This window comes from Pseudonocardia sp. KRD291 (genome assembly GCF_019263595.1).
Lineage (GTDB): Bacteria > Actinomycetota > Actinomycetes > Mycobacteriales > Pseudonocardiaceae > Pseudonocardia.
Window position 1 is genome coordinate 1 of sequence record NZ_JADQDD010000018.1, and the last position, 24,880, is coordinate 24,880.

Consider the following 24,880-nt stretch of genomic DNA (forward strand, 5'->3'; position numbering starts at 1 on the left):
TTCGACGTCCTCCTCGGCGGCCGACCGGTCCCCGACGTGGCGCGCTACGAGGTGGAGGACCCGACGACCGGCGGCGTCCTGACCGACGCCCCGGACTGCTCGGCCGAGGACGTCGACCGGATCGTCCGGGCCGCGGCCGGCGCACAGCACGTATGGGGGTCGGTTCCGCCCAGGGCTCGCGCCGCGAAGGTCCGTGAGTTCGCGGCACTACTGCGGGCCCATACCGAGGAGCTGGCCACTCTCGACGCGCTCGACGCCGGGTTCCCGCTGCCGGTCATGCGGGCCGACGTCGACGCGGCGGCGACCCTCCTGGAGATCATGGCCGACCATGCGCTCGCTCTCGGCGGGGCGACCTACCCGCTCTCCGGGAACCTGCACTACAGCCTGCAGGAACCGTACGGCGTGGTCGGCCGGATCGTTCCGTTCAACCATCCGCTGTTCTTCGCCGCCGGCAAGGTCGCCGCTCCCCTGATGGCCGGCAACGCCGTCGTCCTCAAGGCGCCCGACCAGACGCCGTTGTCGTCGCTGCGGATGGCCGAGCTGGCGTCCGAGGTGTTCGGACCGGACCTGTGCGCCGTCGTGTCGGGCCGTGGGGCGGTCAGCGGGCAGGCGCTGGTCCGGCACCCGCTGATCCGCAGGATCGGCTTCATCGGGGCACCCGGCACCGGGCGGCTCATCCAGCGCGAGGCCGCGGAGTCCGGGGTGAAGTACGTGAGCCTGGAGCTCGGCGGCAAGAACGCCCTGATCGTCATGCCCGACGCCGACCTCGACGCGGCGGCGGCGAGCGCAGTGGCCGGGATGAACTTCACCGCGACCGCCGGACAGTCCTGCGGATCGACCAGCCGGCTGCTGCTGCACGAGTCGATCGCCGAGGAGGTCCTGGCGTCGGTGGTCGAGCAGGTGCGCGCCGTCCGGGTCGGGCACCCGCTGGCCGACGGGACGCAGATGGGGCCGGTGATCGACCGGAGGCAGTACGACAAGACGCTCGCCGCGATCCACGCCGCGACCGGCGCGGGTGCCGAGGTGCTCGCGGGTGGCGGCCGGCCCGACACCGTCGGCGAGGAGGGCTGGTACGTGGCCCCGACCGTGCTCGCCCGCGTGGCGCCGGACAACCCGGCCGCGATGGAGGAGATCTTCGGACCGGTGCTGTCCGTGCTCACGTTCGCCGACGAGGCCGAGGCGCTGGAGATCGCCAACCGCACCGAGTACGGGCTCACCGCGGGGGTGTGGACGAGCGACGTCACCCGTGCGCACCGGATGGCCGGGCGGCTGCAGGCCGGCTACGTCTGGGTCAACGGCAGCTCGCGCCACTACTGGGGGCTGCCGTTCGGCGGGGTCAAGTCGTCCGGCGTCGGTCGCGAGGAGTCCGTCGAGGAACTCCTGTCCTACACCGAGACCAAGGCTGTGACGGTCGTCCTGGAGCGGTGACCCGCCTTGACGACCACCAGACCGGCTTGCTCTACTGAACAGAGAGCTTCTCTTCTCAACAGAAGAATCACCAGGGCGCCCATCGAGGCGACCGAGGGGACGGATCGATGACCGACCAGACCGACGTACTCGACGCCGTGCGGCGCGGGATGATCCCCGCGCACGTCTACAACGACCGGGAGATCTTCGAGCTGGAGAAGGAGCGCGTGTTCTCCCGCGCGTGGGTCTTCGTCGGGCACGAGTCCGAGATCGCCCGCCCCGGCGACTACGTGGTCCGCCGGGTGCTGGAGGACTCGTTCATCGTCACCCGGGACGAGAAGGGCGAGATCCGCGCGCACTTCAACATGTGCCTGCACCGCGGCATGCAGGTCTGCCGCGCCGAGATGGGCAACGCGTCGCACTTCCGCTGCCCCTACCACGGGTGGTCCTACCGCAACGACGGCCGGATCGTCGGGCTGCCGTTCCACCAGGACGCCTACGGCGGCGAGGCCGGGTTCAAGCGCAAGGGCCAGCGGCTGCTCCCGGCCCCCAACCTGGCCACCTACAACGGCATGATCTTCCTCAGCATGGACCCGCAGGCCCCTCCGCTGGAGGAGTTCCTCGGCGACTTCCGCTTCTACCTGGACTACTACACCAAGCAGAGCGCCAGCGGCATCGAGCTGCGCGGGCCGCAGCGGTGGCGGGTCAAGGCCAACTGGAAGATCGGTGCGGAGAACTTCGCCGGCGACATGTACCACACGCCGCAGACCCACACCTCGGTCGTGGAGATCGGCCTGTTCCGCGAGCCCAAGGCGGAGAAGCGCAAGGACGGCGCCACCTACTGGGCCGGGGCAGGCGGCGGAACGACCTACAAGCTCCCGCCGGGCACCCTGGACGAAAGGCTGCGCTACGTCGGCTACCCCCAGGAGATGGTCGACCGGATGACGCAGCAGTGGTCGCAGGACCAGCGCGACGTCGTCGGCACCGACGGCTTCATGATCAGCGCGGCGTCGATCTACCCGAACCTGTCGTTCGTGCACAACTGGCCCCGGGTGGCCGAGTCGGACGACGTGCTGCCGTTCATCTCGATCCGGCAGTGGCAGCCGATCAGCGAGGACGAGACCGAGGTGCTGTCCTGGTTCGCCGTGGACGCCGAGGCCCCGGAGGAGTTCAAGGCGCTGTCCTACAAGGCGTACCTGATGTGTTTCGGCTCGACCGGCATGTTCGAGCAGGACGACGTGGAGAACTGGGTCTCGCTCACCAACACCGCGGCCGGCTCGATGGCCCGGCGGCTACAGCTCAACAGCCGGATGGGGATCCTCGAGGACGACACCGAGGTCGTCCCCGAGCTGACCGCCGAGCAGTTCCACGGCCCGGGCTCGGCCCACACCGGCTACAGCGAGTACAACCAGCGCGCGCTGCTGCGCCGCTGGGCCGACGACCTGGCGACCCCGCAGGCGGCCGCCGGCACCCTCACCGTCGGCGAGCCGGAGGCGGTGACCCCGGCATGAGCAACCCGACCACGACCACGCCGACCGACCCTCCGACTCCGACAACACATTCGTCGCGGTCCGCCCTCGGCGGGCACGCCTCCCGCGTGCAGCGCACCGGCACCACCATCCCCTTCGGCGACGAGCGCCACCTGATCGCCCACCAGTGGCTGGTCGACGAGGCGTGGCTGCTCGACGCCCAGGCCTACAGCGAGTGGCTCGACCTGCTCACCGACGACATCCACTACCTGATGCCGGTCCGGGTCACCACCGCACTGGGCGCCGGTTACGACACCTCGCCGGGGATGGCCCACTTCGACGAGGACAAGTACTCGCTCTCGCGCCGGGTGGCCCGGTTCCTCACCGAGCACGCCTGGACCGAGGACCCCCCGTCGCGGTTGCGCCACCACCTCAGCAACGTGCGCACGTTCGCCGCCGACGCCCCCGACCACCTGGTGGTGGAGTCGGCGACCCTGCTGTTCCGCAACCGTGGCGACGTCCGCGAGGGCTCGTTCGTCTCCGCCGGGCGCGAGGACCTGCTGCGCTCCACACCCGAGGGCTGGAAGCTGGCCCGCCGCACGATCCTGGTCGACGACTCGGTCATGCGGATGCAGAACCTGGCGATCTTCCTGTGACGCTGCGCTGGGAGGGCGAGGACGCCGACGCGGCCGCCGCGCGCCGAGCCGCGGCCGAGCACGCCGAGTTGCTGGAGAACGCGGCCGGCGAGCCGATCACGGTGGCCAACGAGTTCGCCGAGGTCCGGGTGCGCCTGGCCCGAACCCGCAACGGGGCACGGCTACTGGTCGAGTCGCCCAAGTCCGGGCAGTGGGTCACCCTGTGCCCGCTCGAGCTCGAGGCGCTGACCTGGCAGAACACCGCCACGTTCTCCGCGATGATCGGCACTCCGTTCGCTCCGTTGATTCCCGACGATGACCGGCCGGAACCCGCACCGAGCGGGGCCGACTCGTGACCGGGTGGCTGGAGGGCCGCCGCGCCCTGGTCGTCGGCGCCGGGTCGGGCATCGGCCGCGCGGTGGTCGACACGTTCCGTACCGAGGGCGCCCGGGTCGCCGTGCTCGAGCGGGACGCCGGGAAGTCGGCCGCCCTCGCGGCGGCTCGGCCCGAGGTGCCGGTCACCGTCGGCGACGCGACGAGCCGCCACGACAACGACCGCGCCGTCGCGACCGCGGTGGAGGCGTTCGGCGGGCTGGACGTCCTGGTCAACTGCGTCGGGGTGTTCGATTTCTACCGCAGCATCACCGAGCTCGACGCCGACATCCTGGACACCGCCTTCGACGAGATGTTCCGGACCAACGTCCTGAGCCACCTGCACTCGGTCAAGGCGGCGCTGACCCACCTGCAGGAGTCCGGCAACGGAGTCGTTCTGCTCACCGAGTCGACCTCGTCCTACTCCCCCGGCCGCGGCGGCGTCCTCTACATGTCGTCCAAGTTCGCCGTCCGCGGACTGGTCACCGCGCTCGCGCACGACCTGGCGCCCGAGGTCCGGGTCAACGGCGTCGCCCCCGGCGGCACGGTGGGGACCGACCTGCGCGGGCTGCCGAGCCTCGGCACCGCCGACCGGAGCCTCGGCGACATCCCCGGACGAGCCGACGAGCTGGCTGCCCGAGTGCCGCTGCGGGTCGCCCTGTCCGGTGAGGACCACGCCTGGAGCTACGTGTTCCTGGCCTCGGAACGCGCTCGCGGCATCACCGGTGGCGCGGTGCACCCGGACGGCGGGACCGGCGTCTCCGCACCGAGAAAACGTTCGTGATGAACCACCCACACCCGACGGAGAGGACTGCCATGGCCCGGCTGCTGGCCGACTTCGAGGCATGTCAGGGATACGGCAACTGCATCACCGGTGCGCCCGACGTCTACGACATCGACGACGACGGCAAGGTCGTGCTGCTCCGGTCCGAGATCGACGACGCGGACCGGCCGCGCGTCGAGGAAGCCGCCCGCAGCTGCCCGGTCGACGCGCTGAGCATCGAGGACTGATGACGCGCGCCACCGGCACCGTCGTCGTGGTCGGCAGCTCCATCGGCGGCGTACGCACCGCGCAGGCGCTGCGCACCGAGGGGTTCACCGGCCGTATCGTGCTGCTGGGGCGGGACGCCGATCTCCCCTACGACAAGCCGCCGCTGTCCAAGCAGCTCCTGGCCGGGTCCTGGGACACCGACCGGATCACGCTGCTCGGCACCGAGGCCGCCGAGGCGGCCGGCATCGAGCTGCGGTTGGGCGTCGGCGCGGCGCGGCTCGACACCGCCGACCGGCGGATCGAGCTCGCCGACGGCGCAGCGCTGGGCTACGACGCCGTGGTCCTCGCCACCGGGGCAGGCGCCCGGCCCTCCCCCTGGATCGCCGAGTCCGGGGTGCACGTGCTCCGCTCGCTCGCCGACGCCACCGCGCTGCGCCGCGACCTCGACGTAGACGGCCCCGTGGTCGTCATCGGCGGCGGGTTCATCGGCGCCGAGGTGGCCGCGACCGCCCGCACACTGGGCCGGGAGGTGACCGTCGTCGATCCGCTGCCGGCTCCGATCGGCCGGGTCATCGGCGGCGCCGTCGCGGAGCACTTCACCGCGCTGCACCACCGGCACGACGTCGCCACCTGCTTCGGGGTGGGTGTGGAGGACGTGCGCGGGCGTGCCGGAGACCTGTGGGTACGGCTCACCGACGGCACCGAGCTCGGCGCCGGCACGGTGGTGGTCGGGATCGGTGCGGTCCCGGACGACGCCTGGCTGCGGGACTCCGGCCTATTGATCGACGACGGCGTCGTCTGTGACCGGCACGGCCGCGCGGAGGGCTCACCCGACGTGTACGCCGTGGGCGACGTGGCCCGCTGGTACCACCCCGACCACGACGAGCACGTCCGCGTCGAGCACTGGACCAACGCCGTCGAGCAGGCCGCGGTCGTCGCGCACAACGTCGTGCGCCCCGACGACCTCCGCGCGCACCGGCCGGTCGAGTACGTGTGGAGCGACCAGTACGACTGGCGGGTCCAGATCGTCGGGCGGCCGGGCACCGCGACGCGGCACCAGCTGCTCGGCGACCTCGACGGCGCGGGAGCGCGCGGTGCCGCGGTCTACACCGACGACAGCGGACTGCTCCGCGGCGCGGTCACGGTGAACTGGCCGAAGGCCCTGGTCATCTGCCGCACGCTGATGGGCGCCGCCGCGACATTCGACGACGCCGTATCCCGGCTCGCCGACCTCCCGGCCCGGCGCGCGGCGAGCACGCGATGACCGACCCGAGTACGGAGCTGGCCCCGCTGCGTCGACAGGTTGCCGACGCCTGCCGGGTCCTGGCCGCCCGCGACCTGGCCCCCGGCTATCTCGGGCACGTCAGTCTGCGGATCGACGCGCGTCGGGTGCTGGTGCGCTGCCGGGGTCCGCAGGAGCGCGGTCTCGCCGCGACGTCGGCGCGGGACGTGCACCTGGTCACGCTCGACGGCGAGCCCGGTGCTCCCGGCGAGCTACAGGGGTGGATTCCGCCGAACGAGCTGCCACTGCACACCGAGGTGCTCCGGGCCCGGCCCGAGATCGCGGCCGTGGTGCACGCGCACCCGGAGTCGGTGGTCGCGGCCGACCTGGCCGGACTGGGCATCCGCCCGATCGTCGGCGCGTTCGACATGCCCGGCACGAAGCTGGCCCACGGCGGCGTGCCGGTGTACCCACGGGCGGTCCTGGTGCGAAACCGGACGCTGGCCGCGGAGATGGTGGCCGCCATGGGCGGCCGCCCGGTCGTGCTGCTCCGGGGGCACGGCCTGACCAGCGCCGGCGCCGGCGTGCCGGACGCGGTACTGAACGCGGTGTCGGTCGAGCGGATCGCGCGGCTGTCACTGGCCGTGGTCTCCGCGGGCGGGCGGCTGCAGGACGTGCCCGAGGCCGACATGGCCGAACTGCCCGACCTCGGTGGGGCGTTCAACCACGACACGGCGTGGCGACACGAGCTCGCGAGGCTGGCCTGACATGCGCGGATACCGGTGCTCGAGGTCGGCGACCGCCCGTGTCGAGTACAGCTCTCTGCACAGCAGACATCGCGTAGGGTCGTGCCATGGACGGGGTCGAGGGCTTTCCGCCCACACCGGAGTACGGCGAGACGCCGCGGTATCCGATCGAGTCGGTCGACAACGCCCTGCGGATCCTGCTGCTGCTCGGCGAGCGGCCGCGGCTGCGCCTCACCGACGTCAGCCAGTACCTCGACGTCGCCTCCTCGACCGCACACCGGCTGCTGATGATGCTGCAGTACCGCGGCTTCGTGCGGCAGGAGGCCAGCACCCGCGGCTACGTCCCGGGGCCGACGCTGGACGGCCTGGCCTTCGGCGTGCTGCGGCGGCTGGACGTGCGCACCCGCGCGCGACCGGTGCTGGAGAGACTCAACGCCGAGCTCAACGAGACCGTGCACCTGGGCCGGCTCGAGGGCAACGAGGTGCACTTCATCGACTCGATCGAGAGTGGCCGGGCGTTGCGTGTCGGGGGCCGGCTGGGCCGGACGATGCCGGCGCACTGCACGTCCAACGGCAAGGCGATGCTGGCCACGCTCACCGAGGCGGAGCTGTTCCGGCTCTTTCCCGACGAGGAGCTGCCCCGGCTGACGCCGAACTCCGTGGGCACCCGCACCGACCTGGTGAGCGAGCTCGCCGAGGTCCGCAGCCGGGGGTTCGCGACCAGCCAGGAGGAGAGCGAGGAGGGCGTGAGCTCCCTCGCCGTCGCCCTGTCCTCCGGTCCGACGCCGCTCGCCGTGACGGCCTCCGCACCGGTCAGCCGGATGACGGCCACGGCCCGCAAGACCGTCCTCGCGCAGCTCGCCGCCGCGGCCGAGGAGATCGACAAGCTCCTGCTCTAGCGCTCCACCTCGTGGGGCGATCGACGTCCACACGATCGGAGACCGCACCCGCATGACCATCGAGTCCGGAACCGCCACGACGACCGACCTCCGCGAGCTGGTGGCGACCTCGTGCCGGGTGCTCGCCGCCACCGGCCACCACGACCTGATCTGGGGCCACGCCTCGGTCCGCGACCCACGGGGCCGCGGCGTCTGGCTCAAGACCGCGGAGTGGGGCCTCGACGAGGTCACCCCCGACCGGGTGCACCTGGTCGACCCGTCCGGAGCCGTGCTCGACGGCGACGGCGCCCGGCACAGCGAGTACCCGATCCACACCGAGATCATGGCGGCCCGCCCGGACGTCGGCGCCGTCGTGCACACGCACCCGCCGCACGCCGTCGCCCTGGCCGCCAGCGGGCAGGAGCTCCGCCCGGTCAGCCACGCGGCCAACTACTTCGTGCCGCCGACGGTCCCGCGCTTCACCGACACCGCCGACCTCGTCCTCACCCCCGACCTCGGCCGCTCGGTGGCTCTCGCACTCGGCGACGCACGGGCGGTGTTCCTGGTCAACCACGGGATCGTGGCCGTGGGCGAGTCGCTCCCGGCCGCGACCGTCGCCGCGGTGCTGCTCGAGCAGGCATGCGAGCAGCAGCTGCGCACCCACGCCGCCGGCGGATGGCCGACCTGGTCACCGCCGGAGGAGTCACTGGCCAAGCGGGACCACATCTACAACGACCGCGCCGTGCAGGCCGCCTGGGCCTACCTCGTGCGCCGGCTGCCGACGACAGGAGCCTGAACCACGCAGTTCCACCTCGACGGCTCCCGGGTGCTGACGAACGGCCGGTTCGACTACGCGCCGACGTCGGGCCGCGCCACCGGATGCGACTGCGGCGGCACCCCGACCACCGGGAACGACAGCGCCGTCAGCTCCTCCGACACGCGCCAGATGCGCGCGGCGTCCTCGGTGCTGCGCAGGGGCTTGTAGAGGGGCTGTTCGGCGGGGGCACCGCTGAGATGCCCGATGCCGTCCGGGCCGTACAGCAGCCCGGCGCGGGCGTCCGGGGACGTGGCGGCGTGCAGGGCGGGAGGCAGCGCGGTCCCGACCGTCCCGAGGACGCCCGGCTGTGTGCCGCCGAGAGTGGCCCGGATCCGGGCGGACATCCACGGCCTGCCGATCCGTGGCTGAGCACGTGCCCCCTCGACCGCGCGGCCGCGGGCCCGGTGGGACGGGCTCAGCCGGCGGGCGCGCCGTCGGGTGTGAGGGCCGTCTGGAAGATGCCGAAGTTGCCGGTCATCCAGAGTGCCGTCAACTTGAGCCCGGCGATCCGCCATCCGACCGGGGTCCGTTCGAACCGGTTCGTGTAGTAGCCGTACACGGTCTGGTCGCTGCCGCCGGTGCTGTTCGGCTTGTGGTGGCGGGCCCGGACGTAGGCGACGCCCGTGGCGTGGTCGTCGTCGTCGAAGGTGATCACCTGGTTCGTGATCATGTGCTGGGTCGCGGTGAAGGACTCCATCCTCGGCGCCGTGGCCCGGACCCACTCGTCGACGGACATGCGGGAGACCGGTATGCCGAACCCGTCGCTGAAGTCGACCTCGATCTCGTCGGTGAAGCAGCTGCCGAACAGCTCCCAGTCACGGGAGTCGGTGCCCGTGGCGTAGCGGAGCTGGACGTCGCTGATCTCGGCGCGGTCCAGCAGGCGTCGAACGCGGTCGTCCGTCGTGGCAATTTCATATGACTGTGTCATGTGAACTACGGTGCCGCTTCCATGTGACGCTGTCAAGTAGACTGGCGCCGTGGTGACGCGGACCGAAGCTGCTGCAGGGACCCGGCGGGCACTCGTCCGTGCCGCGACCGAGCTGCTCGACGAGGGGGGACCGGACGCGGTGACCCTGCGCGCCGTGGGAGCCCGGGCCGGAGTCTCGCGCGGTGCGCCCTACGGGCACTTCGAGAACAAGGAACACCTGCTGACCCGCCTGGCCATCGACACGTGGACCTCACTGGCCGACGAGGTGGAACGGCTGCGGGCCGACCCGGGCTGCACACCGGACGCGCGGCTCGAGCGGGCCGTCCTGGCGCTGATCGAGGTCGGTCGTCGGCATCCGCACCGGTACGCGCTGATGTTCGGCACGCCGGCGGACGACCCGGAGGCCGCCGGGTCCGCCGGCCGTCTGGAGAACGAGTTCCTCGCCCTCGTCGCCGACGTGGTCGGCGAACCGGGCGCCCTGCACTACGGCGCACTGGTGATGTCGAGCGCGCACGGGATAGCGGGGATGGAGCTCAGCGGTCACCTGTCGAAGGAGAAGTGGCAGGTCGGCAGCGAAGAACTCGTGCGCACCCTGATCGACGCGATCCGGGGTCAGGCGAACGGCCTCCCGGGGTAGGTGGCGGCGGCCGAGGCGACGGTGAAACGACCGTGGTCCCAGCCGTCGGCCAGGGGCACGAAGTAGTCGAAGGAGACCTGCTTGGTGACGTAGCGCCAGACGCCGTCGACGCGGCGCAGTGCGTCGGTGTAGCGGCCCGCGGCGATGTGCGGCACGCCGCCCTGCACGCAGGGCTGCCACAGGAACGATCGCGCGCTCGCGGTGTCCGGGCCGTCGAGGGTGATCTCGAGGTTGGTCACGTGGTGCCAGAACGCGGTGAGACCGGCCCCGGCGAGCCCGGCGAAGAACGCGCGCAGCTCCGCGTGCCCGCGGGCGCGGGACAGGCCGACGAACTCGCCGTCGTCGGTGAACAGCGAGACCAGGGCGTCCCAGTCGCCGTCGTCGAGGACCCGGCAGTAGCGGGCGTCCAGGTCGCGGATCGCCTCCCGCGCCTCCAGCCGGGCGAGCCTCTGCTCCAGCTCGCTCATCGACCGTCCCCCGCCCCGGCGTGGAACGCGACGCTGACCGGGCCGTCGCCGGAGGGGCCGGCCGTGAAGTGCCCGAGGCACCGCCCGAGCTCCTTCGTGTCGATCGCCATCGACTCCACCTCCGTGCACGCCGTGCGTGCATTCTGCACCCGGGTGACCGCGGCGCGCCGCCTCACGAGCCCCGTAGGTCACCGAGGGCGGCGAGGTTGTAGGTGATCACGACGGAGAGGAAGGCGATCGAGGCGACGGCGAGCGCGGAGTACCCGAGGAGCCCGGGCGTCGACCACCATCTCCGGCGCCAGGCGATCGGTGTCGCGACGACCACGCCGGCGCCGGTCAGGATCATCGCGGAGGACACGAACGGGAGGACGGTGAGCAGCGGCGACCCCATCACGCCCGCCTCCATCATCGCGTTCCCGTCCGCGGTCACCACGGCGAAGCCGCCGGTGAAGGCGACCGCGAGGGCGGCACTGGCCCAGCCGCACGCTCGCGCGAACCGGAGCCCACGGGGAGGGCGCGGGTGCCGGTGGCGCCGGATCAGCGCCGCGACCGGGAACCACGCGAACGAGATCATCAGGACGGCCGCACCGAGGCCCAGGACGCCCAGGTGCACGGCGGGATCCTGGTACCACGCCATCGGTTCGTAGGCGGTGGCTTCGGGGCCGGGGCCGATCAGCATCCCGTTCCTGTCGAAGGCGAGCCGTTCCTGCCCGCCGTCGGAGACGAACAGGCCGGGTCCCTGCTGTACCCAGTGCTGGGCACCGGTTGCCGGGTCCGGCGCCAGTCCGCGGGTGACGAGCCCGCCGTCGGCGTCGGCCTCGACGGTGACCGGCGAGGTCAACGCGGCGACCTTCATCAGCGAGTGCCGGCTCGTGGTCGATGCGCAGTAGGTCCCGGTGTGGACGGTCGGGTCGCTCGCCGCGGCCGTGGCCGGCCCCGGTCGTGACGGCGGGACGTAGTGATCGACGATCCGCAGCGTCAGGTCCTTCGCGTCGCCGAACGCCGCACCGTCGGCACCGTCGCCGTTGTAGACGACGAGGACCCCGATGCCGCGTTCGGGCACCAGCGCCAGGTTGCTGTGGAAACCCGGCAGGTCGCCGTCCTTGAGCAGGAGGCGTTCACCGCCGCGCCGGCCTTCCGCGAAGGCATAGCCCATGCCGGGCACGCGCGGATCCTGCGCGAAGTGCCTGAGCTGCATCAGGTCGGTCACCCCCTGGCCGAGGCGGGCGTCCCCGTCGAGCTGCGCGGTGACGAAGCGGGTCATGTCGGCCGCGGTGGTCACGGCGCCGGCGCCGGTCGGCGTCCACGGGCCGTACTGGCCGCGGGCGGCCGTGTAGCCCGCCCCCGCCGGGCGGTACCCGGTGGCCAGGCCCGTATCGACCCCGTCGGGGTGGGGCTGCTGCAGCGTCGTCGCGGTCATCTCCAGTGGTTCGAGGACGTGCTGACGTACGTACTGCTCGAAAGGCACGCCCGAGACCTCCTCGACGACGTGTCCGGCGAGGGCGAACCCGTAGTTGTCGTAGGCCACCGTCGTCCCCGGTGGACGCACCCGCGCGGGTTGCAGGTCGGCGAGGGTGCCCCCGAGCGTGGCGAGGTCGTCGCCGGTCGCGCTGTTGAGCCCGACGAAGTCCTGGTCGAACCCCGCGGTGTGGGTGAGCAGGTGGTTCATCGTGACGGGACGGCCGGGGAACACGTCGTGGATCCGGAACGAGCTCAGGTACTCGTTCACGTCGGCGTCCGGGTCGATCCTTCCCGCCACGATCAGCTGGCTCGCGGCCGTGGCGGTGAACAGCTTCACCGTCGATGCGGGGAAGAACCCGGTGCCGTGCACGTCGACCGGCGTGCGCCGCTCGACGTCGGCCACGCCGTACCCCTTGCCGAACACCGTCCTCCCGTCGGCGACGACGGTGACGACCGCGCCGGGGATCCGGTCCTCGGCGAGCTGACGCGTGACGATGTCGTCCACGAGGGCGCCGAGGGTCTCGTCGTCGACCTGCGGCCGGTGACCGGCCGCCCCGGTGGGTGTCGCGGCGGGCGTCGCGGCGGGCGTCGCGGCGGGCATCACCGCGAGCAGGGCCGCGCTCAACGCGAGCGCCGGTACGGCCAGCAGCCATGGACTGCGCGGACGGCGTCTCATCGGTCTCGATCCCCGGTCGTGGGTGGCGGTGTCGGCGGCCCTGGGGCGGCGGACGGCTGCGGACCGGACGTCGCGAGCGACCCGATGTGACGCCGGAGTACCCGGCGCGCCCACTCCGGATCCGCGTCGGCGGCGTCGTAGGTCAGGTGCGCGGCGAGGCCGTCGAGCAGGGCGTAGAGCCGGAGTGCCTCGAGCTCCCGATCGGCCCCGGCGTCGAGGGCGGCCCCCTCGGCGAGCCGCCCGACCATCCAACGGCAGGCGTCCTGCATCTGCCGTCGGGCCATGTCGCGGGTACTGCGCAGGTCGTCGTCGGTGCCGGCTGCGGTGAACAGGGCGAGGTAGACCTCGGTCTCGGCACGGCGCTCCCGGTCCAGGGGCAACAGCTCCGCGGCGACGGCCTCCACCTCCCGCACCGCATCCGGCTGCGGCGGCATCGACGCCACCCGCGCGACGGCGCGGTCGATCACCAACTGCAGCGCGAAGACGAGGAGGTCCGAGTGGGTGCCGAACAGGTGCCGCAGCGACCCCGCGGACACGCCGGCCTCTGCCGCGACGGTGCGGACCGATGCCGCGGCGACCCCGTCCCGGACGATCACCCGCCACGTCGCCTCGGCCAGCTGCCTCCTGCGTTCGTCGTGGTCGATCAGCTTGGGCACGTCACTGCGCCGTCACGCTGGTCGGCCGGGTGGGGGCGAAGTACTCGCGGGCCGGTCGTGGCCACCACAGCAAGGCGATGACTCCGACGTGGAGCACGTCGCCCGCGACGGCCCACCAGAGGTACTCCGGGCCGGCCGTCGCCGAGTCGATGCTGTTGAGGGTGGCCAGGACCAGCGCGACGGTGAGCGCGATACGGGCCCAGCGACGCCGCCTCAGCACCATGAACCACAGCCACGACAGGACGGCGCCGTAGAGCAGGTGCAGCACCGCCGCGTACGCGATCGCCGCCGAGACACCGAACTCGACGTCGGCGGGGCTCAGCGACGGCTCCTGGCGCACGACGGAGGCGGCGGTGCCGGCGGGGTCGAGCGCCATCAGCACCGGTAGCGCCGCCAGAACAACCAGCAGCGCGACCAGACAGACCCCGGCGAGCCGCAGCGGCGGCGGCACGGGTCCGTGACCGGTACCGGTCATCGTCCGGCCCTCCCCTGCCAGCCGTCGACCGGGCGCCTGCCCCAGGTCGAGATCGTCAGGTAGGAGCTCACGACGAACGCCGGATCGCCCAGCGAGGCGCGCACGCCGTCGAGGTCGCCGGCGGTCACCGGTCCCGTCCCGAGCAGCCGCTCCTCGAGCTGGCGAGAGTTGATCTCCAGCCAGCGTGCGCCGTCGCCGCCCCCGGGCCAGGGCTCCGCATGGGCGAGCGATCCGATCTCGACCAGTCCGAGCTCCTGCACCGCCCGGTAGGCGTGCACACCCCACTCGACGTCGGCGCCGGCCTGCTCCAGCACGGCGCACAGCGCGCGGTGGAACCGCGAGAACGCCGCGCCGTCCTGCGCGGACGGTGCCGCCAGAACCCGGAGCCAGGTGCAGTCGAACTCCCCGAGCAGCAGCCACCCGCCCGGTTTCAACGCCCGGACCATCCGGTCGAGCGCGCGACGGCGCTCGGGCAGGTGCAGCAGCACCAGCCGGGCATGGACCAGGTCGAACTCAGCCTCGGGAAGCTCGTCGGTGACGATGTCATGGTGCCGTACCTCGACGTTCCCCCTGGTGCACAGGCCGTCCGGCGCGGTGTCGGTGACCAGCACCGAGCCGGTCTCCCCGACCATCCGGCCCAGCCGGTCCGCGACCGAGCCGCCACCGCCTCCCACGTCGAGGCAGCGCCAGCCCGGCCCCACTCCGAGGTCCTCCAGCCGCGCGAACGTGATCGGGTCCAGGCACCGCTGCATGGACTCGCGCTGCTCGTCGACGAGGTCGGTCGTGCCGAAGACATAGCCGCTCACCGAGCACCTTCCTTTCACCGCGGAGCCCGCGGTCGGTGGATCACTCCCCTTTTGCTAGTGCGACTGTACTACCAAAAACCGGGTCGTCCCGGCTCTCGACTTCCTTCGCGCCCGCAGTCCCGACCTGCGTCAGGGCCGGTACCTACTTCCGTCGGACGGCGAACGCCCATGCAGCCCGTCAGGCGTCCCAGACGATGCCGACCGCGTCCAGACGCGGCTTGTCGAACCCCCACAGGAACTCGACGGTCTCGTCGGGATCGTCGTTGTGGATGCCGTGCGGTGTCCCGGTCGGGATCCACAACGCCGAGCCGGGCGAGCCGCGGACGACCTCGTCCCCGATCGTGAACTGCGCCGATCCGCGGATGACGTAGTACCACTCGTCGGCGTGCGGATGGTGGTGCAGCAGGTGCACCTCGCCGGGGCGCAACCAGGCCAACCCGACCATGAGGCGCTCCGATCCCACCAGGTCCTGCGAGACGAGCTCCACCAGCCGCCCCTGGTCCCGCGGGTCACCCCCGGCCGCCATCCAGGTCTCGTCGGCGGCATCGCCCTGGTCGACGACCGGCTGGTCCTGCGCCCTGATGTGGAACCGGCTCGGCCGGCCTTCGTGGTGGAGCATCGTCGTCCTTCGATCGGTGGTCGACCGGATGACGCCGTCTCGACAGCGGGGAGAGCAGCGGTTCCGGCGGAAGCGGTGGCGGGTTGCCACCGGTCGAGTGTCGGTGGCGCACTCTCTCGCGTCCATGGACGAAAATCGCATCACACCGTGTTCGTCCCGTACACCGTCACCGCCCGACGGTGAGCCTGCCGCGGCGACCGGGACCGGACGGCACGCCACCACGACCCCGGAGGACCCCATGCCGAACATCACCGTCGAGATCTTGCGCGGCCGCACGGTCGAGCAACGACGGGCCTTCGCCGAAGCCGTCACCGAGGCCGCCGAGACACACCTGGGAGCGACCCCGGAGCGGACGCGCATCAGGTTCCTCGAGGTCGGCGAGAACGAGGTCGCCATCGGCGGGGCGTTCGTCCAGCCACCGGACGCCCGGTAGCTCGACGGCTCGACGGCTCGACGGACCGACCGTCACCGGAGCGCCGGGTCGACCGCGAACGCCGCGGCGTGGTCGTGGGCGAAGGCGCGGAAGCCGCGTGCGGGGCGCCCGGTCAGGTCGGGCACGCTCGAGTGCACCTCGGCCGCCTCGCCGCGCGCGTAGTGCGCGTAGTCCTCCAGGAAGCCGTCGAGCTGCCACGGCGGCAGCAGGCCGGACGCCATGGCGGCGAACTGCTCGGCGGGGACCTCGGTGAACGCGATCTCGCGTGCGGTGGCCACCGACAGCGCGCGGGCCAGGTCGTGGTGGGTGAGCGCGTCGGGACCGGTCAGGGTGTAGGTCCGTCCGGCGTGTCCCGGCTCGGTGAGCACGGTCGCGGCCGCGTCGGCGATGTCGCGGGTGTCGACGAGGCTGATCGCGGCGTCGCCGATCGGGGCTCCGAACCAGTCGTGGGCGGCGGTCGTCGCGGCGAAGGCGAGCGTCCCCTGCATGAACAGGTTGGGGCGCAGCACCGTGACATCGATGCCGAGCGTCGCCGCGTGCGCCTCGACCTCGGCGTGCCAGCGCAGGAAGCGCACCGGTGACTCGGCGCGCGCGGCGTACTGCGAGAGCAGCACGAGCCGGGTGACGCCGGCGCGCCGGGCCAGGTCGGCGAACCGGATCTGGAGCTCGGCGGCGTCCGCGGCCGACGGGCTGTTGAGGAAGACGGCGTCGACGCCGGTGAGGGCCGCGGTGAGCGCGTCGGGGTCGTGCAGGTCGGCCACGACGTTCGTGGCATCGGGAACCGTGCGCTCGGGCGAGCGGGTCATGGCGCGCACGTCGACGCCGCGCGATCGCAGGGCGGGGACCAGGGAGGTCCCGACGGTGCCGGTCGCGCCGGTCACGAGCACGGTGGGGGTCGTGGTGGTCATCGTCGTCGTCCGTTCTCGGGGCCGCCCGGAGCGAGCCGGGCGGGAGGTGGCTGGTGGGAGGTTGCGGGCGGAGCCGGGAGGCCCGGACCGCTCAGGGGGCCTGCGCGCCGGCGGGAGCCGGGTCCCGGTCCGACGTCGGCACGAGCGAGACCACCAGGGCGAGCAGGACGAGGGCGGCGGCACCGAGGAACGCGGTCGTGAAGGACACGTCGGTGCCGGCTCCGGCGGCGCCGATCGCCAGACCGGCGAGTGCGGCGAGCCCGATCGCCCCACCCAGCTGCTGGGTGGCGTTGATCAGGCCGCTGAGCAGCCCGCCCTCCCCGTCTCCGGTGTCGCGCAGCGCGAGTGCGGTGGCGTTGACCAGGCCGAGGCCGAGACCGACGCCGATCAGCAGGAAGGCGCCGAGGAGCGTGAGGGAGAACGCGCCGGTGGTGGGGTCGGTGGCGAGCCAGAGCAGGCCGGCGAGCAGGACCGCCAGGCCGGTCGGGACCGCACGGGAGAGCCCCAGCAACTTTGCGAGGAGGGGCGCCACGGCACTGCCGACGATGATCATGACGGCGATCGGGAGCTGGGAGAGGCCTGCGGTCAGGGGGCTCATCCCGAGCACCTGCTGCTGAAACTGCGGGAGGAAGAAGAACAGGCTGGTCACGGTCCCGCCGACCAGGAGCATCACGAGGTTCGCCACGACGACCGGCTTGCGGCGGAAGACGCCGAGCGGCACCAGGGGCTGCGCCGACCGCCGCTCGACGACCACGAACGCGACCATGCAGGCGAGCCCGACCACGACGCCGCCGAGCGTGGTCGGCGAGGTCCACCCGGACTCGGGGGCGGAGAGCATGCTCAGCGCGAGCGAGGAGATCCCGGCCGTGATGAGTGCGGCGCCCGTGAGGTCGAAGCGCCCCCGCCGGGCCCGGGTCCGCGGCGCCGTACGCCACACGACGACCGCCGCCAGCAGGCCGATCGGCACCGGGGCCCAGAAGACCGCCTGCCAGCCCAGTACCTGCGTGACCGCGCCGCCGAGGAAGACTCCGAGCAGGCTGGCGAAGCCGGTCACCGCCCCCCAGATGCCCATCGCCCGGGTGCGCTCGCCGGCCGAGGTGTAGAGGCGCAGCACGAGCGAGAGCGCGGCCGGGGTCACCACCGCGGCACCGATCCCCTGCAGGATCCGTCCGGCGACGAGCACCTCGACACCGCCCGCGAGCGCACAGACGATCGAGGCCGTCAGGTAGATCCCCAGGCCGGACAGGAAGACCGTCCGGCCCCCGAGCGTGTCGGCGAGACGGCCGCCGAGCAGCAGCAGCCCGGCGAACGCCACCAGGTAGCTGTTGACGACGACCGCCAGCTGGGCGGCGGTGAGATCGAGGCCCTCGCGGATCGACGGCCCGGCGAGGTTCGCCATCGCGGCGTCGAGGACCACCAGGAACAGCGAGGCGGCCAGGCCCGACATGGCCAGCCAGCGCGGAGCCTGCCGCGGTGCGGTCGTCGAGGTGGTGCCTGCCGGGACGGGGGGCGTCGGAGTGGGGGGCGTCGTGTGGGTCATCTGTCGTCCTTCCACGATCGAGAGCAGCGATCCCATAAATTAGAAGCTCTAACTTCGTAGAGCATCGCTCACGTTCAAGCCCTCCGTCAATGCCTGCGTGCGGTGGTAACTTCCGGTCTGCATGACCGTGGACGGAGGAGGCCGTGATCACCGCTGAACAGCGCCGCTCCTCGACGCACGAGAGATTCCGCGAGCAGGTCCGCGGCGACGTGAAGGGCGTGGCCCTCTCGCAGCTGGCCGCGGGCGGACCGCAGTCGATCTCGCTGAACGCCATCGCCAAGGAGCTCGGGGTCTCCGGCCCGGCGCTGTACCGGTACTACGCCAAGCGCGACGACCTGCTCGACGACATCGTGATCGACGCCTATCACGACCTGCGCGACGCGATGGACCAGGCGGTGGTCGCCACCACCGACCTGCCGGACCCGGCCGAGCGGATGCGCGAGCTGGCCCGCGCCTACCGGCGCTGGGCCCTCGAGCACCCCCATCGGTACGAGCTGTTGTTCAAGCCGCTCTTCCCCGGGTACGACGCGCACGGCGAACCGATCGCCGAGGCGTCCGCCATGCTCATCGGCCCCGCGCTCGGCCTGCTCGGCGACGGGGGAACCCGCAGTCGCCTCGACGCGCGCCCGGAGGACGTCGACCACGTCGTGCGCGTGTGGTCACGCCTGCACGGCATCGTCAGTCTCGAGATCGGCGGCACCTACGCGGCGATGGACGTCGACGCCGACGAGCTGTTCGCCACGGAGATGGAGTCGGTCACCGCGCGTCTCGCCCGTCCGAGCACCGTGCAGCAGGGCCGTGCCGTGCCGTCCGGCGACTGACTCCACGCCGCGTCATGGGTCGGCGGGCCCCGACGGTCACGGGGCGGACGGCTCCAGGTCATAGGTCCGGTCGCCGACCCGGATCAGGTCGACGGCGCCGACCAGCCCGCCGTCGCCGGCGCCCTGGTTGGCCCCGGCGGCGTAGGCCGACATGTCCGGGTAGCTGTCCATGATCTCGTCGAGGGACCGCCGCTCGCCGCCCGCGCGGCAGTCCTGGTAGGCGTCGACCGCGCCGACCTGCTGTGTCACGCACCAGCGACCCGCACCCAGGTCGTAGCGGGTCCACTCGCCGGCCGGGCCGGCGTCCGGCAGATAGGTGAGCAGATAGAGCTCCTGCGGACCCAGCTCGCCGCCGTTGACGTCGGCCGCGATCTGGAACGACGGCGCACGGCCCTCCTGCGCCGTCGACGCCGGGTCCCGCACGGCCCAGTAGCTGCTCTCGGCGAACCGCGCGAGCGGTCCGGCGACCTCGTCGGTGATGAACTGGACCTTGTCGCCGTCGGCGGGGGTGCGCAGTTCCAGCGCTCCGGTCCCGCCGTCCGGCGGGGCGCCGAGGCGATCGGAGAACTCGCGGGACCCGGTACCGCGGTCGAAGGTGCCGGCGAACTGGTTGGACGCCTCGGGCGTCACCACCGTCGTGCCGGAAGGCCCGAAGAGGTCCCCCGGAGCCGCCAGCGCGGTGGCCGGCAACAGGACGGCGACCGCGACCGCGGCGATGACGACGATCCCGCCGCGGTGGCGCATCGGTTCCCCTCCCCTGCGCCGGCTACCTCGCCGCCGCATCCTGATCAACGACCGGAGTGCGACGAGGTTGCTCCCTCCGCGACGACACCGGTCGTATCGCGCCGACACCGGCCGTGGCCGACCGCCCGATCGCGTCACGCCCACATTGTTGACAATTTTGGTTCGTATCTTGTGCGTCAGACTGGTGGCACGTAGCGTCCTGCGCGCCGGACGTCCTCGAGACGTCGGAGTTCGCAGGAGGAGGCCAGAGTTGCCCACCGACAGCACCACGGCGGTTCCCGCCGTCACCCCGGGCTGGCTGGCGCCGCACCCGGCGCCGTCGACACCCACGCTCGAACTGCCCGCGGGCACCGTCGACGCCCACTGCCACGTGTTCGGCCCGGGCGACCGGTTCCCGTTCGCGCCGGAGCGCAAGTACACACCGTGCGACGCCGGCCGGGACCGACTGGAGTCGCTGCACGAGCAGCTCGGGATCGCCCGGCGGGTCGTCGTGCAGGCCACCTGCCACGGCGCCGACAACAGTGCGATGGTCGACGCGGTCCGGTCCGCAGCCGGCCGGGCCCGCGGTGTCGCCACCGTCCGCCCGGACATCGGCGACGCCGAGCTCGCGGCCCTGCACGAGGCCGGTGTCCGGGGCGTGCGCTTCAACTTCGTCAAGCGCCTGGTCGACGCCGCACCCACCGACGAGCTGGCCCGGATCGCCGCCCGCATCGCACCGATGGGCTGGCACGTCGTCGTCTACTTCGAGGCCGCGGACCTACCGGACCTGGAGGACTTCTTCGCGACGCTGCCGGTGCCGCTGGTCATCGACCACATGGGACGGCCGGACGTCACGCGTGACCCCGACGGCCCGGAGTTCGACCGCTTCCTGCGCTTCGCCGACCGGAACCGGTGCTGGGTGAAGGTCAGCTGCTCGGAGCGCCTGAGCGTCACCGGACCGGCCGCGCTCGACGGCGAACGCCACGCCTACGCCGACGTCGTCCCGTTCGCCCGCAGGGTGGTCGAGGAGTTCGGGGACCGGGTGCTGTGGGGCACCGACTGGCCGCACCCGAACCTGACCGACCACATGCCCGACGACGGGCTCCTGGTCGACCACGTCGCGCACGTCGCCGGCACCGCGGACCTGCGGCGCCGGCTCCTCGTCGACAACCCCATGGCCCTCTACTGGCCGGAGGAGTCCGCATGAGCACCCAACCCGGCGGCACCGACGCCGTCGCGCACAGCAACGCCACGAACCGGCTGGACCGGCTGCCGGTCAGCCGCTTCCACAAGATCACTCTTATCGGGGTGGCGTTCGCGTACTTCTTCGAGTTCGCCGACATCAACACGTTCGCGACCACCGCACCCCAGCTGATCCGGCTGTGGGGTGTCACCGTCAACCAGGTCGCCTACGTCACGTCGCTGTCGTTCGTGGGCATGTTCGTCGGGTCGGTCGTCGCCGGGCGCCTGGCGGACCGCTGGGGACGCCGCACGACGCTGATCGGCACCACGATCTGGTTCTCGGTGTTCTCGATGGCCTCGGCCCTCACCTGGGACATCGTCTCGATGGGGGTCTGCCGCGTACTCACCTCGGCGGGTCTGGCCGCCATGACCGTCGTCGCGGTCATCTACGTCAACGAGATCTATCCCGCCGCCGTCCGGGGGCGGTACCAGGCCTACGCGATCGTGCTCGGCATCTGCGGCACCCCGATGACCAACCTGATCGCCAGCGCCGTGGTCCCGATCAACGACTGGTCCTGGCGGATCGTCTACGTGTGGGGCGCGCTGGGGATCGTGTTCCTGTTCTTCTCCCGCCGGATGGTCGAGTCGCCCCGGTGGTACGAGAGCCGCGGCGAGTACGCCCGGGCCGAGGAGGTGCTCGACCGCCTCGAGCGCGAGATCGAGGCGGAGCACGGAACGCTGCCCGCCCCCGTCGCGGCCCCGCCGCCGGACGCGGCCGGGCCACCGTCGAAGGCACCGTTGCGGCTGCTGCTGCAGCCCCGCTACCTGGCGCCGACCGCGGTGCTCACCGTGCTGTGGGTGACCCAGACCATCGGCTTCTTCGGGTACTCCAGCTGGGCACCGACCCTGCTCGCCTCCGAGGGGCTCAGCGTCGAGAAGTCGATCTTCTACGTGGCGCTCACCACGGTCGGCGCACCGCTCGGATCGCTGCTCGCCGCACTGGTCACCGACCGGTTCGAGCGCAAGTGGCTGCTCGTCGCGTTCGGGCTGGCGATCGCGGTGTCCGGCCTGCTCTACGGGCTGACGTTCGACCCGGTGTTCATCGTGGCCTTCGGTTTCCTGGTCAACATGCTCGAACGCGGATACACCGCGCTCGCCTACGCCTACTCCCCCGAGCTGTTCGACATCCGTGGTCGCTCGCTGGGCACCGGCGTGGCCTACGGGATCGGGCGCCTGTCCAACGCGGTCGGCCCCCTGGTGATCGTCGCGCTCTACACCGGGACCGGCTACCAGAGCGTCTTCTTCTTCATCGCCGGGACCTGGACCGTCGGGGCGTTGGTCCTCGCCGTGTTCGGTGCCCGGACCCGGCCCTCCGCCGCGCGTCGCCGTCCGGCGACCGCGGGATCGGGAACGTGACCCGCCGGTGCCGCCGGCCCCGACAGGAAGGAACGATGTGAGCACGACCCCCCGCACCGGAGTGATCGTCACCGATCCGCCGCGTGCCGACCACGACGCCGTCACGGCCCTGGCGGGCTACGGCGTGGCCACCGTCCACGAGGCGATGGGCCGGATCGGCTACCTGGGTCCGGACCTGCGCGCCCGCCAGGACGGCGTGCGCACCGGCGGGACCGCCGTGACCGTGCTGTGCCGTCCCGGGGACAACCTGATGATCCACGCCGCGGTGGAGCAGTGCCGCCCCGGCGACATGCTGGTGGTCACCACGACCTCGCCCTGCGTCGACGGGCTGTTCGGCGAGCTGTTCGCCACCGCGCTGGCCCACCGCGGTGTGCGCGGCCTGGTCACCGGCACCGGCGTCCGGGACGTGGCCGAGCTGCGCGCGATGGCGTTCCCGGTGTGGTCGGCCGCGGTCAGCGCGCAGGGGTCGGTGAAGGCCAGCGCCGGAGCGGTCAACGTGCCGGTCGTCCTCGGCGGTGAGGTCGTGCACCCCGGCGACGCGGTCCTCGCCGACGACGACGGAGCCGTCGTCGTCGCCCGGGAACGGGTCGGCGAGGCGGTCGCCGCGGGTCGGGCCCGGCTCGACAAGGAGGAGGCGGCCCGGCAGGCGTTCGCCGACGGCGAGCTGAGCCTGGACCGGTACGGCCTGCGCGAGACGCTCGCCGGGCTGGGTGTCCGCTATGTCAGCGCCGCCGGGAACGAGGCGACGCGATGAGCGGCGTACCCGCGACGCTGATGCGGGGCGGGACCTCGAAGGGGTTGTTCCTGCTCGCCTCCGACCTGCCCGCCGACGCGGGCGACCGGGACGACCTGCTGCTGCGGTTGATGGGCAGCCCGGACCCCGCCCAGATCGACGGGCTCGGCGGCGCGGCCCCGGTGACCAGCAAGGTGGCCGTGATCGCGCCGTCGCAGACCCCCGGCCACGACGTCGACTATCTGTTCCTGCAGGTCGGCGTCGAGACCGCGACCGTGTCCGACCGGCAGAACTGCGGCAACCTGCTCGCGGCGGTCGGCCAGTTCGCGGTCGGGCGCGGGCTGGTCACCGCAGGCCCGGAGCGGACCGAGGTCCGCATCCGCATGGTCAACAGCGGCTCGACCGCCGTGTCCCGGTTCGCCACGCCGGGCGGGCAGGTCGACTACGCCGGCGACACCGCGATCGCCGGGGTCCCCGGAACGGCCGCACCGGTCCTGCTGGACTTCCTCGACACCGAGGGGTCCACGACCGGAGCCCTGCTGCCCACCGGCCGGACCGTGGACCGGATCGACGGCGTCGAGGTGACCTGCGTCGACAACGGGATGCCGGTCGTCGTCGTCCGCGCGGCCGACCTCGGCCTCAGCGGGTACGAGACACCGGGCGAGCTGGGCGCCGACCCCGGGCTCGCGTCCCGGGTCGACGCGTTGCGTGTGCGCGCCGGAGAGCTCATGGGCCTCGGCGACGTCCGCTCGGCCCCGGTCCCCAAGACGACCGTCGTGGCACCGGCGGCGCACGGTGGCGCGATCAGCACCCGCACCTTCATCCCGGTGCGGCCGCACCCCGCGATCGGCGTGCTCGGTGCCGTCAGCGTCGTGACCTCGGCGCTGCTCGAGGGCACCGTGGGACACGACCTCCTCGCCGGTCGTGCGGGGGGTCGTGCGGGTGGGCCCCTCGCCGTGGAGCACCCGACCGGCTCGCTCGACGTGGACGTCGACCTCGACGCGGGTGACCCGCCGCGCGTGGTGCGCTCGACCGTCGTCCGCACGGCACGCGCACTGTTCGACGGTGTCGCGCTGCCCCGGGCGTAACGGGGAGCCGGGTTCCGCGGGCGCCGCGACTATCGTTGTCCCCGAGTGTTGCCGGTTCTGGCGTGGAGGTTGTCGACAATGAGTTCAGCAGAGCGCCGGGACACCACGGCGCCGGCCGGGACGGTCGCCGACGCGCTCCGCGACGCCATCGCCGGCGGCGACTTCGCGCCCAACCAGCGACTCGTCGAGGCGGACCTGTCCGAGCAGTTCGGTGCCAGCCGGGCCGCGGTGCGCGCCGCGCTGGTCGAGCTCACCAGCGAGGGTCTGGTCGAGCGGGTACAGAACCGGGGCGCCCGGGTCCGGGCCGTGTCCGTCGAGGAGGCCGTCGAGATCACCGAGGTCCGCATGGTCCTCGAGGGCCTCCTCGCCGCCAAGGCCGCCACCCGGCTCTCCGACGACGACCGCGCCCGCCTCCGACAGATCGGGGCGTCCATGCAGGACGCCGTCGCCTCGGGCGACCTGCTCGGGTACTCCGGCCTCAACAGCGAGCTGCACACCTTCGTCCGGGAGAGCGCGGACCAGCGCACCGCGGGCCTGCTCCTCGAGCGGCTGCGCGGACAGAACGTCCGCCACCAGTTCCGGCTCGCCATGCAGCCCGGCCGCCCGTCGGTATCACTCCCCCAGCACCTGGCCATCATCGAGGCGCTGTGCGCCGGCGACCCGGACGCCGCCGAGCAGGCGATGCGGGTGCACCTGCAGAGCGTCGTCGAGGCGCTGTCCCGGGTGGACCCCGGCCCCCGGGCCGGGCGCCGCGGTTGACGCCCGGCCCGCAGG

The 24,880-nt window shown here is 72.6% G+C and carries 29 protein-coding genes; 18 read left to right on the forward strand and 11 right to left on the reverse strand.

What is annotated here, in order from left to right; genetic code table 11:
- The 10 genes from I4I78_RS04815 to I4I78_RS04860 all read left to right on the forward strand — a co-directional run.
- Positions 1–1,428, forward strand: a 1,428-nt coding sequence (locus tag I4I78_RS04815) for an aldehyde dehydrogenase family protein (RefSeq protein WP_218609963.1), incomplete at its 5' end; no start/stop codon positions are given.
- 107 nt (positions 1,429–1,535) lie between these two features.
- Complete coding sequence (locus I4I78_RS04820) at positions 1,536–2,918, forward strand: Rieske 2Fe-2S domain-containing protein (protein WP_218609964.1); 1,383 nt, start codon at positions 1,536–1,538, stop codon at positions 2,916–2,918.
- Entirely contained in the window at positions 2,915–3,532 is a 618-nt protein-coding gene (locus I4I78_RS04825) for a 3-phenylpropionate/cinnamic acid dioxygenase subunit beta (RefSeq protein ID WP_218609965.1), read from the forward strand. Before I4I78_RS04820 ends, I4I78_RS04825 begins: the two co-directional genes overlap by 4 nt.
- The gene (locus tag I4I78_RS04830; RefSeq protein WP_218609966.1) at positions 3,529–3,867 is read left to right on the forward strand and encodes a hypothetical protein; all 339 of its coding nucleotides are present in this window, start codon (positions 3,529–3,531) and stop codon (positions 3,865–3,867) included. The genes I4I78_RS04825 and I4I78_RS04830 overlap by 4 nt, the downstream gene beginning before the upstream one ends.
- Complete coding sequence (gene hcaB / locus I4I78_RS04835) at positions 3,864–4,667, forward strand: 3-(cis-5,6-dihydroxycyclohexa-1,3-dien-1-yl)propanoate dehydrogenase (RefSeq protein WP_218609967.1); 804 nt, start codon at positions 3,864–3,866, stop codon at positions 4,665–4,667. Before I4I78_RS04830 ends, hcaB begins: the two co-directional genes overlap by 4 nt.
- Before the next feature lie 32 nt (positions 4,668–4,699).
- Complete coding sequence (locus I4I78_RS04840; protein ID WP_218609968.1) at positions 4,700–4,894, forward strand: ferredoxin; 195 nt, start codon at positions 4,700–4,702, stop codon at positions 4,892–4,894.
- Complete coding sequence (locus I4I78_RS04845; protein ID WP_218609969.1) at positions 4,894–6,138, forward strand: NAD(P)/FAD-dependent oxidoreductase; 1,245 nt, start codon at positions 4,894–4,896, stop codon at positions 6,136–6,138. The genes I4I78_RS04840 and I4I78_RS04845 overlap by 1 nt, the downstream gene beginning before the upstream one ends.
- Positions 6,135–6,863 carry a class II aldolase/adducin family protein gene (locus I4I78_RS04850; protein ID WP_218609970.1) on the forward strand — a complete coding sequence of 243 codons (729 nt, stop codon included), beginning with the start codon at positions 6,135–6,137 and terminating at the stop codon, positions 6,861–6,863. Before I4I78_RS04845 ends, I4I78_RS04850 begins: the two co-directional genes overlap by 4 nt.
- An 86-nt stretch (positions 6,864–6,949) precedes the next feature.
- Positions 6,950–7,741 carry an IclR family transcriptional regulator gene (locus I4I78_RS04855; RefSeq protein WP_218609971.1) on the forward strand — a complete coding sequence of 264 codons (792 nt, stop codon included), beginning with the start codon at positions 6,950–6,952 and terminating at the stop codon, positions 7,739–7,741.
- A gap of 52 nt (positions 7,742–7,793) precedes the next feature.
- Entirely contained in the window at positions 7,794–8,516 is a 723-nt protein-coding gene (locus I4I78_RS04860) for a class II aldolase/adducin family protein (protein ID WP_218609972.1), read from the forward strand.
- A gap of 53 nt (positions 8,517–8,569) precedes the next feature.
- On the opposite strand, the gene I4I78_RS04865 is transcribed toward I4I78_RS04860, so the two are convergent.
- Both I4I78_RS04865 and I4I78_RS04870 read right to left on the reverse strand, forming a co-directional pair.
- On the reverse strand, positions 8,570–8,881 hold the full coding sequence (locus tag I4I78_RS04865; protein WP_218609973.1) for a hypothetical protein: 312 nt from the start codon (positions 8,879–8,881) through the stop codon (positions 8,570–8,572).
- Between the two features lie 71 nt (positions 8,882–8,952).
- A complete protein-coding gene (locus tag I4I78_RS04870) occupies positions 8,953–9,465 on the reverse strand; it encodes a nuclear transport factor 2 family protein (RefSeq protein WP_218609974.1) in 513 nt (170 codons plus the stop codon).
- Between the two features lie 49 nt (positions 9,466–9,514).
- Here I4I78_RS04870 and I4I78_RS33690 point away from each other — a divergent pair, with 49 nt between their 5' ends.
- Positions 9,515–10,102 carry a TetR/AcrR family transcriptional regulator gene (locus I4I78_RS33690; protein ID WP_308251904.1) on the forward strand — a complete coding sequence of 196 codons (588 nt, stop codon included), beginning with the start codon at positions 9,515–9,517 and terminating at the stop codon, positions 10,100–10,102.
- Here I4I78_RS33690 and I4I78_RS04880 read toward each other — a convergent pair.
- The 6 genes from I4I78_RS04880 to I4I78_RS04905 form a co-directional block, all read right to left on the reverse strand.
- Complete coding sequence (locus I4I78_RS04880) at positions 10,078–10,569, reverse strand: nuclear transport factor 2 family protein (protein WP_218609975.1); 492 nt, start codon at positions 10,567–10,569, stop codon at positions 10,078–10,080. The genes I4I78_RS33690 and I4I78_RS04880 overlap by 25 nt on opposite strands.
- Positions 10,570–10,741: 172 nt before the next feature.
- On the reverse strand, positions 10,742–12,706 hold the full coding sequence (locus I4I78_RS04885; RefSeq protein WP_218609976.1) for a serine hydrolase: 1,965 nt from the start codon (positions 12,704–12,706) through the stop codon (positions 10,742–10,744).
- A complete protein-coding gene (locus tag I4I78_RS04890) occupies positions 12,703–13,362 on the reverse strand; it encodes a TetR/AcrR family transcriptional regulator (protein WP_218609977.1) in 660 nt (219 codons plus the stop codon). The genes I4I78_RS04885 and I4I78_RS04890 overlap by 4 nt, the downstream gene beginning before the upstream one ends.
- Position 13,363: 1 nt before the next feature.
- Positions 13,364–13,837, reverse strand: a complete 474-nt coding sequence (locus I4I78_RS04895; protein WP_218609978.1) for a hypothetical protein — start codon at positions 13,835–13,837, stop codon at positions 13,364–13,366.
- Positions 13,834–14,643, reverse strand: coding sequence for a class I SAM-dependent methyltransferase (locus I4I78_RS04900; protein WP_218609979.1), 810 nt, complete (start codon positions 14,641–14,643; stop codon positions 13,834–13,836). The genes I4I78_RS04895 and I4I78_RS04900 overlap by 4 nt, the downstream gene beginning before the upstream one ends.
- A gap of 178 nt (positions 14,644–14,821) precedes the next feature.
- Positions 14,822–15,262: a cupin domain-containing protein gene (locus I4I78_RS04905; protein ID WP_218609980.1), complete on the reverse strand. Its 441-nt coding sequence runs from the start codon at positions 15,260–15,262 to the stop codon at positions 14,822–14,824.
- 238 nt (positions 15,263–15,500) lie between these two features.
- On the opposite strand from I4I78_RS04905, the gene I4I78_RS04910 reads away from it, so the two are divergent.
- Entirely contained in the window at positions 15,501–15,695 is a 195-nt protein-coding gene (locus I4I78_RS04910) for a tautomerase family protein (protein WP_218609981.1), read from the forward strand.
- Between the two features lie 32 nt (positions 15,696–15,727).
- On the opposite strand, the gene I4I78_RS04915 is transcribed toward I4I78_RS04910, so the two are convergent.
- Together I4I78_RS04915 and I4I78_RS04920 are read right to left on the reverse strand one after the other, a co-directional pair.
- On the reverse strand, positions 15,728–16,603 hold the full coding sequence (locus tag I4I78_RS04915) for an NAD(P)H-binding protein (RefSeq protein WP_218609982.1): 876 nt from the start codon (positions 16,601–16,603) through the stop codon (positions 15,728–15,730).
- Positions 16,604–16,694: 91 nt separating this feature from the next.
- Positions 16,695–18,143, reverse strand: a complete 1,449-nt coding sequence (locus I4I78_RS04920; protein ID WP_218609983.1) for an MFS transporter — start codon at positions 18,141–18,143, stop codon at positions 16,695–16,697.
- Between the two features lie 143 nt (positions 18,144–18,286).
- On the opposite strand from I4I78_RS04920, the gene I4I78_RS04925 reads away from it, so the two are divergent.
- The gene (locus I4I78_RS04925; protein ID WP_218609984.1) at positions 18,287–18,964 is read left to right on the forward strand and encodes a TetR/AcrR family transcriptional regulator; all 678 of its coding nucleotides are present in this window, start codon (positions 18,287–18,289) and stop codon (positions 18,962–18,964) included.
- Between the two features lie 36 nt (positions 18,965–19,000).
- On the opposite strand, the gene I4I78_RS04930 is transcribed toward I4I78_RS04925, so the two are convergent.
- Positions 19,001–19,708 (reverse strand): hypothetical protein, encoded by a 708-nt coding sequence (locus tag I4I78_RS04930; RefSeq protein WP_218609985.1) that lies wholly within the window; start codon positions 19,706–19,708, stop codon positions 19,001–19,003.
- A gap of 250 nt (positions 19,709–19,958) precedes the next feature.
- Here I4I78_RS04930 and I4I78_RS04935 point away from each other — a divergent pair, with 250 nt between their 5' ends.
- The 5 genes from I4I78_RS04935 (at position 19,959) to I4I78_RS04955 (ending at position 24,865) form a co-directional block, all read left to right on the forward strand.
- Entirely contained in the window at positions 19,959–20,894 is a 936-nt protein-coding gene (locus I4I78_RS04935; protein ID WP_218609986.1) for an amidohydrolase family protein, read from the forward strand.
- A complete protein-coding gene (locus tag I4I78_RS04940) occupies positions 20,891–22,285 on the forward strand; it encodes an MFS transporter (protein ID WP_218609987.1) in 1,395 nt (464 codons plus the stop codon). Before I4I78_RS04935 ends, I4I78_RS04940 begins: the two co-directional genes overlap by 4 nt.
- Positions 22,286–22,322: 37 nt before the next feature.
- Positions 22,323–23,039, forward strand: a complete 717-nt coding sequence (locus tag I4I78_RS04945) for a 4-carboxy-4-hydroxy-2-oxoadipate aldolase/oxaloacetate decarboxylase (protein WP_218609988.1) — start codon at positions 22,323–22,325, stop codon at positions 23,037–23,039.
- Positions 23,036–24,106, forward strand: a complete 1,071-nt coding sequence (locus I4I78_RS04950) for a 4-oxalomesaconate tautomerase (protein ID WP_218609989.1) — start codon at positions 23,036–23,038, stop codon at positions 24,104–24,106. Before I4I78_RS04945 ends, I4I78_RS04950 begins: the two co-directional genes overlap by 4 nt.
- Positions 24,107–24,184: 78 nt before the next feature.
- Positions 24,185–24,865, forward strand: a complete 681-nt coding sequence (locus I4I78_RS04955) for a GntR family transcriptional regulator (protein WP_218609990.1) — start codon at positions 24,185–24,187, stop codon at positions 24,863–24,865.
- The last annotated feature ends 15 nt before the right edge of the window (positions 24,866–24,880 follow it).